Raw genomic sequence first — 10,602 nt, 5'->3', positions numbered from 1 at the left:
CGTGTGCACCGCCTGCGACGCGAACTCGGGCCGCATCGCGATCGCGCGCAGCAGCGCAAGGTTGGTCGCCATGCCGTCGACGTGGCATTCCTCGAGCGCCCGCAGCGAACGACGCACCACGTCGGCGAAGCGCGGCGACGACGATTGAACGATCAGCTTGGCCAGCAGCGTGTCGTAGTGCGGAGAGGGCGCGAGGCCGGCATAGCCGTGCGTATCGACGCGCACGCCGGGGCCGGCGGGCAGGTCGAAGCGCGTCAGCGTGCCGCTGGACGGCCGCGCGCTGCCCTGCGCATCGAGCGTCTCGGCGTTGACGCGCCACTGCACCGCGAAGCCGCGCTGCGGCGCCGTGCGCTGCGTATCGACGCCCAGGTCCGCCAGGGTCTGGCCGGTCGCGACGCCGATCTGGAGCTGGACCAGGTCGAGGCCGGTGACCGCTTCGGTCACCGTGTGTTCGACCTGCAACCGCGGATTGGCTTCGATGAAGACGAAGGGCAGCGTCGCCGAATGGTCGTCGACCAGGAATTCGAAGGTGCCCAGGCTCTGGTAGCCGACCGCCTTCGCCATGCGCAGCGCGGCCTGCGTGACCTGATCGCGCAGCGCTGGCGGCAGCGACGGGCTCGGCGCGATCTCGACCAGCTTCTGGAAACGCCGCTGCAGCGTGCACTCGCGCTCGCCCAGGCTCGCCACCGCCTCTCCGTCGCCCAGTACCTGGACCTCGATGTGGCGTGCGTTGCGCATCAGCCGCTCGACGTAGACGCCCTCGACGCCGAACGCGGCCTTGGCTTCGGACATGCAGCGCGCATGGGCTTGCGGCAGTTCGTCGGCCAGGAGGACGGCGCGCATGCCGCGGCCGCCGCCACCGCCGATGGCCTTGACCATCACGCCCGCGCCGTCCGCCTGCTGTGCCGCGAAGAAAGCCTGCGCTTCGGACAGCGTCACCGCGGCGGGGCTGCCGGGCATCACCGGTACGCCGCACTGCTCGGCCAGCGCCCGCGCCCGCGCCTTGTCGCCGAACAGCGCGAGCTGGTCCGGCGTCGGACCGATGAAGCGCAGGTCCGCGTCGGTGCACGCCTGCGCGAAATCCGCACGTTCGCTCAGGAAACCGTAGCCCGGATGCACCGCATCGCAGCCCTGCGCACGCGCGATCGCGATCAGTGCCGCAATGTCCAGATAGGCCGAAGGCCCGGTCGCAGCGAGCGGCACGGCCGTGTCGGCCAGCTGCGCATGCAGCGCGGTGGCGTCGTCCGCCGCATGCACCGCGACGCTCGCGATGCCGAGGTCGCGCAGCGCGCGCACCAGCCGGACCGCGATCTCGCCGCGGTTGGCAATCAGAACTTTCTTCATCATCCGGTCAGTCCTTGAGCAAGCGGCGCAGCACCTTGCCGGCACCCGTGGTGGGCAAGGCCTCGATGAAGCTCACCGCGCGCGGCGCCTTGTAGCTGGCCATGTTCTCGCGCGACCAGGCGATCAGCGCATCGGCATCGAGCGTGGCCCCGGGCTTCTTCACGACGAAGGCCTTGACCACCTCGCCCTTCTCCGGGTCGGCTTGCGCGATGACCGCGGCCTGCGCCACGGCGGGATGCTTGATGAGGATGGTCTCCACCTCTTCGGGGAACACGCTGTAGCCCGAGACCTTGATCATTTCCTTGAAGCGGCCGATGAAGGTGAGGTAGCCGTCGGCATCGAGCTTGCCCATGTCGCCGGTGTGCACCCAGCCGCCGCGCAGGGTCGCGGCCGTGGCCTCGGGCTTGTTCCAGTAGCCCTTGAAGGAACCCGCGCTGGCGAGCACGATCTCGCCGACCTCGCCCGCCGGCTTGTCCTCGCCCGTGTCGGTGTCGATGATCCGGATCGTGACGCCCGGCACCGCGAGGCCCTGCGTGCCCCAGCGTGGCGCGTGGTGCGGCGTATAGGTGTCGCAGGTGTGGGTCTCGCTCAGGCCGTAGGCGGCCTCGAAGGAGCTGCAGTTCGTCGCGAAGCCGCGCCATTGCTGCGCGAGCGGCTCGGTGAAGGCGATGCCGAAGCTGGTGACCGGGTTCATGCGCAGGCTCGACAGGTCGAGGTCCGCAATGCCTTCCACGTGCATGCAGGCCACGTTCATCGGCGCGATGCTGTACCACCAGCTGACCCGGTAGCGGTCGATGGCCTGCAGCGTCGCGCGCGGTTCGAAGCGATGCAGCAGCACCGAGGTCGCGCCGGCGAGCACCGGCACGTTGACGCCCATCAGCATGCCGGCGATGTGATAGAGCGGCGCGATCGACAGCAGCACGTCGCCGCCCGAGACGCCGTTGCAGTCGGCCGCCGCGCGGGTCTTGAAGAGGGCGTTGCCGTAGCTCAGCATCGCGCCCTTGGGCAGGCCGGTGGTGCCGGAGGTGTAGGTCATGAGCGCCACGTCGTCGAGCGACACCTCGACCGGCGCAGGGCGCTGGCCGCTGCGCATCACCGCGAGGAAGTCCTCGCAGCCGGCCGGCAGGTCGCGCGGCTCGCGTTGCGCCGCGGCCAGTTCGGCCGGCAGGTCCGGCGTGGGCGCGGCGGGCAGCAGGTCGGCATAGTGCACGACGAACACATGCGCCAGCGCGCTCGACGCGCGCACCTTGTCGACCACCGGCAGCAGCGACGAGGCCGCGACGATCACGCGGGCCTTGAGGTCGTTGACCTGGTAGGACAGCTCGTGCTCCTTGTTGAGCGGCCCGCTCGGACAGACGATGGCGCCGATCTTCTGGATGCCGAAGTGCGCGACGAGATATTGCGGGCAGTTGTTGAGGAACAGCACGACCGGCTCGCCCTTGCGCACGCCGATCGCCTGCAGACGCGCGGCGAAGGCGTCGCTCGCGGCATCCAGCTCGGCGTAGCTCAGGGCCTGCCCGTACCAGATGCAGGCCGGGTGACCGCCGCGCTCGCGCGCATGCGTACGCAGGTACTCGTGCAGCGGCTGCTGCGGGCGGTCGGGAAGCTGGATTGTCTCCATGGCGTCACTCTCACAGGGTTATCGATAGGGCTTGGCGCTTGCCATCCCCGCATGGTGCACCAACAATCCTACCCATGGGTATAACCTCGGCGACACAGCACAAACCCTCTGAGCGCGGCCAAGCGTCTTCCACGCGAAGCGACCTGCCGCAACGCACCGGTCGGCAGCGCACCGCCACGGCAGGCACCGACGTGCAGCGCGAGCGCATCCTGCAGGCCGCGGCGCAGCTCTTCGCCGCGCAGGGCTACGCCCACACGACGATGGCGCAGATCGTGCGCGCGCTCGATGCCACCAAGCCATTCGTGTACTACTACTTCCGCGACAAGCAGGAAATCTTCGAGACGCTGTCGTGGCGGCCCGCGGTCGACTGCTTCACCGCGATGGACTTCGCCGCCGGCGACACGCGCCCGGCCGTCGACAAGGTCAAGGAGGGCATCGAGCGGCTCATCCGCGCCACGGTGGCACATCACCCCTGCGCCTTCTTCGCCTACAAGGAGCCGCAGGTCTACCGGCCCGAGTACCTCGCGGCGCAGAAGAAGCTGGCCCGCCACTTCTACGACCAGCTCTTCCCGCTCCTCGAGGAGGCCCGCAGCGACGGGGACCTCGACTTCGGCGAGACCAAGATCACCGCCTTCGCCGCGCTGAGCCTGCCCGGCGTCCTCTACAGCTGGTACCGGCCCGATGGCCGCCTGTCGCCCGACGAGGTGGTGGCCGAGCTGTCGAAGCTCGCCTGGCGGGTGCTGGGCCTGCGCGAGCGCCGGACCTGAGCCGGACCGCTTTCTTTCCACGAAACCCAAGACCGGAGACCGTCCATGAAATTCCCCCGCCTGCTCGCGCCCGCCGCGGCCACGGCCCTGCTCGCAGCGGGCGCCGCCCATGCCCAGCAGACCTACAAGATCGCCTACATCGATCCGCTGTCGGGACCGTTCGCGAACGTGGGCGAGCTGATGCTCACGCACACGCAGTACGCGATCGAGGACATCAACGCCAAAGGCGGCGTGCTCGGCGGCACCAAGCTGCAATTGCTCCAGTTCGACAGCAAGCTGTCGGCGCAGGAGAGCCAGAGCGCGCTACAGGCCGCCATCGACCAGGGCGCACGCGCCATCGTCACGGGCGGTTCGGGCTCCTCGGTGGTCAGCGCCCTGGTGCAGGCGGTCAACCGCTGGAACCAGCGCAATCCGGGCCGCGAGCTGCTGGTGCTGAACCACTCGTCGATCGACCCCGAGCTGACGGGCAAGGCGTGCAGCTTCTGGCATTTCCAGACCGAGGCCAACACGGCGATGAAGATGAAGGCGATCGCCAACTACACCAAGAAGACCCCGGAATTGAAGAAGGTCTACCTGCTGAACCAGGACTACGCCCACGGCAAGCAGTGGGCCAGCTACGGCCGGCAGATGGTCGGCCTCGCGCGGCCCGACATCCAGTTCGTCGGCGAGACGCTCCATCCCATCGGCAAGGTGAAGGACTTCGCCCCCTACCTTGCCAACATCAAGCAGTCGGGCGCCGATTCGGTCATCACCGGCAACTGGGGCCAGGACATGACCCTGCTGCTCAAGGCGGCCGGCGATGCGGGCTACGACCTGCACTACTTCAACCACAGCGCGGGCTCGATACCCGGCACGGTGCTCGCCGTGTCGCAGGCCAAGCTCGGCCAGCTGACCTGGGTCGCCGAGTGGCATCCCGGYGAGGCCGATTCGCCGAAGGTCGATGCGCTGGCGAAGAGCTACAAGGCGAAGACCGGCAAGGACTTCCTGGCGCCGCGCATCGAGATGACGCCGCGCCTGCTGGCCGCCGCCATCAACAAGGCCGGCAGCACCGACACGCCGAAGGTGGCGCGCGCCCTCGAGGACCTGAGCTTCGATTCGGTGGTCGGTCCGGTGCGCATGCGCGCCGAGGACCACCAGTTGCTGCTGCCGCAGGTGGTCAACACGATCGCGCCGGTCGACGGCAAGACGGTCAAGGTGGGCTGGGAAGGCACGAACTACGGCTTCCGCACGGATGCGATCTACACCGGAAACGAGTTGGCCCAAGGCACCGACTGCAAGATGACGAGACCGTAGCTGTTGCTCGCCCCCAGGTTGCCCGGCACTTCGTGTCCGGGCGCCCACCCCCTGCCGGGGGCAACACCAGCGGCCCGGCMWAGCCGGTTCCGCGGTRGSACYATTGCTCGCCCCCAGGTTGGGCTCACTGCGTGTAGCCCTCCCACCCCCTGCCGGGGGCAACACCAGCGGCCCGGCAAAGCCGGTTCCGCGGTGTTTCTGGAACCAGGCTCGTCGGGGTTGCACTTTGCCATGAGCGTGCGCTACCGTAGCGGCTGCCCAGCAACCTGCATGGAGAGCCCGCGCATGACCCGCACCCTTCGACTGATCGGCGCACCGACCGACATCGGCGCCAGCACCCGCGGCGCCGGCATGGGCCCCGACGCGCTGCGGGTGGCCGGCCTTGCCAACACGCTGGCCGGGCTGGGTTTCGAGGTGATCGACGGCGGCAACCTGGGCGGCCCGGGCACGCCCTGGGAGGTGCCGGCCGAAGGGCTGCATCACCTGGACGAGGTGGTGGCCTGGAACCGCCTGGTCTACGACGCGGTCGACCTCGCGCTGGAGTCCAGGCAGCTGCCCGTGCTGCTGGGCGGCGACCACTGCATCGCGGTCGGCTCCATCAGCGCGATCGCCCGCCACGCGCGCCAGCGGCGGAAGAAATTGCGCGTGCTGTGGCTCGATGCCCACACCGACGTCAACACCGAGACCACCAGCCCGAGCGGCAACATGCACGGCATGCCGGTCTCCTGCCTGCTCGGCCACGGGCCCGCGGCGCTCACCGGCTGGAGCGGCGAGCCGGCGGCACTGGCGCCCGACGCGATCCGGTTCCTCGGCATCCGCAGCGTGGACGCGGAGGAAAAATCGGCGATCCGGGCACTCGGCCTCGGTGTCTTCGACATGCGGCACATCGACGAGCACGGCATGCGCACCACCATGACCGAGGCGCTGCAGGACGTCGACGACGACACCCACCTGCACGTCAGCTTCGATCTCGACTGCCTCGACCCGGACTACGCGCCCGGGGTCGGCACCGGCGTGCGCGGCGGCCCGACCTGGCGCGAAATGCAACTCTGCATGGAAATGATCGCCGACACCGGGCGGCTCGCCTCGCTCGACGTGGTCGAACTCAATCCGGCGCTGGACGTGCGCAACCGGACGGCGGAGATCGCGGTCGAGCTGATCGAGAGCCTGTTCGGCAAGTCGACGCTGGCGCGTTGACATGGCGCGGCCGCCGCAAAAAGGCGGTGCTYCGTGATTTTTCTCCCGCGGAAAACTAACACCCTCGAATTACATTCTTAAGTATTCTTTTTGATACTGAGAAACCAAGATGGGCGTGCGGAAGATTGGATTGCTGGTGGAGCAGCCGACCGATGGATCGTATTTCTGGGTCATCCATGAAGACGTGCGGGACGACGGCCGATTCGAACCGCTGCAGCGCGCCGAGCGCTCGTTCGCGACCTACTCGGCCGCTCTGGCGCAGGGCTACGGCGTGCTCCAGCGCCTCTGCGGCCTGACCGGCCTGCCGGCCTACGCGGCCCGTTCGGTCTCCTTGTCGCCGGCCGCCTGATCGTTGGGCGCGCCGGCTCAGCCGCGCGTCGGCGACGGCGGCACCGGGCTGAGCGGCACCTCGATCATCGGCTGCGGCGGCACCACCGGCGAAGCCTCGACCGGCCGGCCTTCGGTCGCGGCCGGCAGGAAACGGTCGATCAGCGAGAAGAAGCGGTCGTAGAAGCGCTCGTCGGTCAGGGTCTCGCTCGCCACCTTGACCAGGGCGTCGTCGCTCGAGCTGAAAGGCAGCGACAGCGAACCGATCGCGCCCACCCCCACGGTGGCGGAGTTGTTGACCTTCTTGATGCCATAGCGGTCCTGCAGCGCGCTGGCGAAGGCGATGGTGCTGCGGGCCCCGTTGCGGCCATTGCCCTCGCGCGCGCAAACGACCCGGAATTCGACTTCCACATGCACCTCCGCCGCCGGCTGGAAGCTCTTGCGGCCGGTCACGAGGTCGGCATTCCCCGCCGTGATCATGTAGCCCTGGCTCAGCAGCGCGCGCCGCGCGGCCTCGCAGGTCTGCGCCTCGTTGGCGGCATAGCTGCGCGTGTGGGTGGTGGTGGAGTCGAACCCCTCCGGCTCGTAGGACACGCGCCGCGGCGGCGCGAGGCTGCAGCCGGCGACCAGGGAAGAGAACAGCAGCAGCGCGGCGGCGGCGCGGCGGGACGGAAAGCGCATGGCGGGCATGGGATGGGGCGGAACATGGAATGCTAGCCGCAGGAGTGCGGCCCCGCTTGGACATGCCGGACGCCCCGTCGTTCCCCGTTCAGGCGCCGCCGTCGATCGACCGCCCGGTCACGGGTAGAGGCCGCGCTCCTGGCGCGCCATCAGGATCCGCTCGCAGGCCACCGCGAAGGTCGCGGTGCGCAGCGTGATCTTGTGCTTGTCGGCGGTGTCCCAGATGTGGTTGAGCGCATTCATCATGATGCGGTCGAGCCGCACGTTGATCTCGTCCTCGTCCCAGAAGAAGGACGAGAAATCCTGGACCCATTCGAAGTAGCTGACCGTCACGCCGCCGGCGTTGCAGATCACGTCGGGCACCACCAGCACGCCGCGCTCGGCCAGGATGTCGTCGGCGGCCGGCACGGTCGGGCCGTTGGCGCCCTCGAGCACCAGCTTGGCCCGGGTCTTCTGGGCCCGCTCGGCCGTGATCTGGCCTTCGAGCGCCGCCGGGATCAGGATGTCGCAGGCCACGTCCCAGAAGGACTCGTTGGCGATCACGTCGCCGCCCTTGAAGCCGACCACGCCATCGGTGCGCGACAGCGGCACCAGCGTCGCGAGGTCCAGCCCCTGGTCGTTGACGATGGTGCCGGTGTGGTCCTGCACCGCGACGATCTTCGCGCCGGCCTCGGCGAACAGCTCGGCCGCCACCGAACCCACGTTGCCAAAGCCCTGCACCGCGATGCGGGCGCCGCGCAGGTCGAGCCCGAGACGGCGTGCCGCCTCGCGGCCGGTCACGAAGACGCCGCGGCCGGTGGCCTTGACCCGGCCCAGCGAGCCGCCCAGGTGCAGCGGCTTGCCCGTGACCACGCCGGTGGCGGTGCCGCCGACGTTCATCGAGTAGGTGTCCATCATCCAGGCCATGATCTGGGCGTTGGTGTTGACGTCGGGCGCCGGGATGTCGGTGTGCGGGCCGATGATGATGCCGATCTCGCTGGTGTAGCGGCGCGTGACCTTCTCGAGCTCCTTCTCCGACAGCTTCTTCGGGTCGACCCGGATGCCGCCCTTGGCGCCACCGTACGGCAGGTTGACCGCGGCGGTCTTGACCGTCATCCAGGCCGACAGCGCCATCACTTCCTCGAGCGTGACGTCGGGGTGGAAGCGCACGCCGCCCTTGCCCGGGCCGCGGCTCATGTTGTGYTGCACGCGGTAGCCCTCGAAGTGCGCAATCGAGCCGTCGTCCATCTCGATCGGCACGTCGACGATCAGCGCGCGCTTGGGGCGCTTGAGCGTCTCGACCCAGCGGGCCAGCCCGCCGAGGTAGGGCACGACGCGGTCGACCTGCGAGAGATAGGTGCCCCAGGGGCTGTCGGCGGTCGGCTGGACATAGGAGAGGTCAGAACTCATGGCGATCCTTGTTGTTGAACGGCCGCGACGATAGTCCGGCGCAGCCCGGGGCGCCATGACCTATGCGCGAAGCGTTGACGGTTATGCAGCGGCGGCAAGCAAGGCGCCGATGCCCCGGAATCTTCCACCGAGTTGTTCACCAACGGATGCCGCCTTGACCGGATAATTCACATCCGATGAGCGCACCAACACCAGATCTCGACCGAATCGACATGAAAATCCTGAAGATTCTTCAGGAAGACGGCCGCATTTCCAATCTCAGGCTGGCGGAAACCGTCGCGCTCTCGCCCACGGCGGTCCTGGCGCGGGTCCAGCGGCTCACGCGGGACGGCTTCATCCTCGGCTACGAGGCCCGGCTCGACCCCGACAAGCTCGGCCGCGGCTTCACGGTGTTCGTCGAGGTGCTGCTCGACCGCACCACGCCGAACGTGTTCGACGAGTTCAAGGCGGCCGTGCAGGCGCGCGACGAGATCATGGAATGCCACATGGTCGCCGGCGGTTTCGACTACCTGCTCAAGACCCGGATGGCCGACATGTCGGCCTACCGGGCCTTCGCCGGCACGGTGCTGTGGCAACTGCCCGGTGTGCGCGAGACCCGCACCTATGCCGTCATGGAAGAAGTGAAGAGCAGCGCGCGGCTGCCGCTCTAGCCTGCCGCCCTGGCGAGCGAGTCGCACCCCCTTCGGGGAATACCGCGGAACCGGCTTTGCCGGGCCGCTGGTATTGCCCCCGGTAGGGGGTGGGCGGGCTACACGAAGTGAGCCCAACCTGGGGGGGAGCAACAGTGCTACCGCGGAACCGGCTTTGCCGGGCCGCTGGTATTGCCCCCGGTAGGGGGTGGGCGCCCGACACGAAGTGCGGGCAACCTGGGGGCGAGCTCATCTCCCGCCAAAGACAGCAGTGCCGATACGCACCATCGTGCTGCCCGCCGCGACCGCGGCCTCGAGGTCGGCCGACATGCCCAGCGACAGCGTGTCGACCTCGAGGCCTGCCGCACGCAACTCGTCGAACACCGCAGCGGCGCGCAGGAAAAGCGCCCGCTGGGCCGCGAAATCGACCGCCGGCTCGGGAATCGCCATCAACCCGCGCAGGCGCAAGCGTGGCAAAGCCGCCACGGCGCGCGCCAGCGGCAGCGCCTCCTCGGCCGCGATGCCGGACTTGTTGGCGCCGCCGTCGACATTGACCTGCAGGCACACCTGCAAGGGCGGCCGTCCCGCCGGCCGCTGCTCGGCCAGCCGCTCGGCGATCTTCAGCCGGTCGATGCCGTGCACCCAGTCGAAATGCTCGGCCACGACCCGGGTCTTGTTGCTCTGCAGAGGGCCGATGCAGTGCCATTCGAGCTGCGAACGCAGGTCGTCCAGCGCCGCGATCTTGGCGACGCCTTCCTGCACGTAGTTCTCGCCGAAGGCCGTCTGGCCGGCCGCATGGGCGGCGCGCACCGCCTCCGGCCCGAAGGTCTTGGACACTGCAAGCAAGCGCACGCTCGCCGGGTCGCGTCCGGYGGCCGTGCACGCGGCCACGATCCGGGCCCGAACTTGCTGGAGCTTGTCGCCAATCATCGTCATAATCTTCAAAGTCGTATCAAAACGTCACCGAGGAACTGCGTGGACATTACCCAACTGCTCGCCTTCAGCGTCAAGAACAAGGCGTCCGACCTGCATCTCTCGGCCGGTCTGCCGCCCATGATCCGCGTCCACGGCGACGTGCGCCGCATCAACGTCGACGCGCTGGACCACAAGGCCGTGCATGCCATGGTGTACGACATCATGAGCGACACGCACCGCAAGCACTACGAGGAGTTCCTGGAAGTCGACTTCTCGTTCGAGATCGACGGCCTGGCGCGCTTTCGCGTCAACGCCTTCAACCAGTCGCGCGGCGCGGCGGCGGTGTTCCGGACCATTCCGTCGAAGATCCTCACGCTCGAGCAGCTCAACGCGCCGAAGATTTTCGGCGATCTGGCGCTCAAGCCGCGCGGCCTGGTGC

General features: G+C 68.7%; 10 protein-coding genes and 1 pseudogene. 6 read left to right on the top strand and 5 right to left on the bottom strand.

The genetic code is table 11. The annotated features are described in order from the left end of the window. A partial coding sequence (locus AC1D2K_RS20500; protein ID WP_478090665.1) for an ATP-binding protein occupies nt 1-1,347 on the bottom strand: 1,347 nt, incomplete at its 3' end. Between the two features lie 4 nt (nt 1,348-1,351). Continuing rightward, nucleotides 1,352-2,965 carry an AMP-binding protein gene (locus tag AC1D2K_RS20495; protein ID WP_478090664.1) on the bottom strand — a complete coding sequence of 538 codons (1,614 nt, stop codon included), beginning with the start codon at nt 2,963-2,965 and terminating at the stop codon, nt 1,352-1,354. A 74-nt stretch (nt 2,966-3,039) separates the two neighbouring features. Here AC1D2K_RS20495 and AC1D2K_RS20490 point away from each other — a divergent pair, with 74 nt between their 5' ends. The 4 genes from AC1D2K_RS20490 to AC1D2K_RS20475 all read left to right on the top strand — a co-directional run bounded on the left by AC1D2K_RS20490 (nt 3,040) and on the right by AC1D2K_RS20475 (nt 6,571). Further along, a complete protein-coding gene (locus AC1D2K_RS20490; protein WP_478090663.1) occupies nt 3,040-3,732 on the top strand; it encodes a TetR/AcrR family transcriptional regulator in 693 nt (230 codons plus the stop codon). A 45-nt stretch (nt 3,733-3,777) separates the two neighbouring features. Next, nucleotides 3,778-5,025: a branched-chain amino acid ABC transporter substrate-binding protein gene (locus AC1D2K_RS20485; protein ID WP_478090662.1), complete on the top strand. Its 1,248-nt coding sequence runs from the start codon at nt 3,778-3,780 to the stop codon at nt 5,023-5,025. Nucleotides 5,026-5,310: 285 nt separating this feature from the next. Further along, nucleotides 5,311-6,222, top strand: a complete 912-nt coding sequence (gene rocF, locus AC1D2K_RS20480) for an arginase (RefSeq protein ID WP_478090661.1) — start codon at nt 5,311-5,313, stop codon at nt 6,220-6,222. Nucleotides 6,223-6,331: 109 nt separating this feature from the next. Beyond that, on the top strand, nt 6,332-6,571 hold the full coding sequence (locus tag AC1D2K_RS20475; protein WP_478090660.1) for a hypothetical protein: 240 nt from the start codon (nt 6,332-6,334) through the stop codon (nt 6,569-6,571). Between the two features lie 17 nt (nt 6,572-6,588). Here AC1D2K_RS20475 and AC1D2K_RS20470 read toward each other — a convergent pair whose 3' ends face one another. Beyond that, a complete protein-coding gene (locus tag AC1D2K_RS20470) occupies nt 6,589-7,230 on the bottom strand; it encodes a DUF2242 domain-containing protein (RefSeq protein ID WP_478090659.1) in 642 nt (213 codons plus the stop codon). Between the two features lie 117 nt (nt 7,231-7,347). Continuing rightward, nucleotides 7,348-8,619: a Glu/Leu/Phe/Val family dehydrogenase gene (locus tag AC1D2K_RS20465; protein ID WP_478090658.1), complete on the bottom strand. Its 1,272-nt coding sequence runs from the start codon at nt 8,617-8,619 to the stop codon at nt 7,348-7,350. Nucleotides 8,620-8,795: 176 nt separating this feature from the next. On the opposite strand from AC1D2K_RS20465, the gene AC1D2K_RS20460 reads away from it, so the two are divergent. Next, entirely contained in the window at nt 8,796-9,269 is a 474-nt protein-coding gene (locus AC1D2K_RS20460) for an Lrp/AsnC ligand binding domain-containing protein (protein ID WP_478090657.1), read from the top strand. Between the two features lie 228 nt (nt 9,270-9,497). Here the strand turns inward: AC1D2K_RS20460 and AC1D2K_RS20455 are convergent, their stop codons facing one another. Then, nucleotides 9,498-10,184, bottom strand: coding sequence for a YggS family pyridoxal phosphate-dependent enzyme (locus AC1D2K_RS20455; RefSeq protein WP_478090656.1), 687 nt, complete (start codon nt 10,182-10,184; stop codon nt 9,498-9,500). A gap of 39 nt (nt 10,185-10,223) precedes the next feature. Between AC1D2K_RS20455 and AC1D2K_RS20450 the strand changes: the two are divergent. After that, a pseudogene (locus tag AC1D2K_RS20450) lies at nt 10,224-10,602 on the top strand (twitching motility protein PilT); the annotation flags it as partial.

Source organism: Variovorax sp. P1_H12_2 (assembly GCF_056405335.1).
Note: the sequence above shows the minus strand (reverse complement) of the source record. Positions and strands in the feature narration are given on the sequence as shown.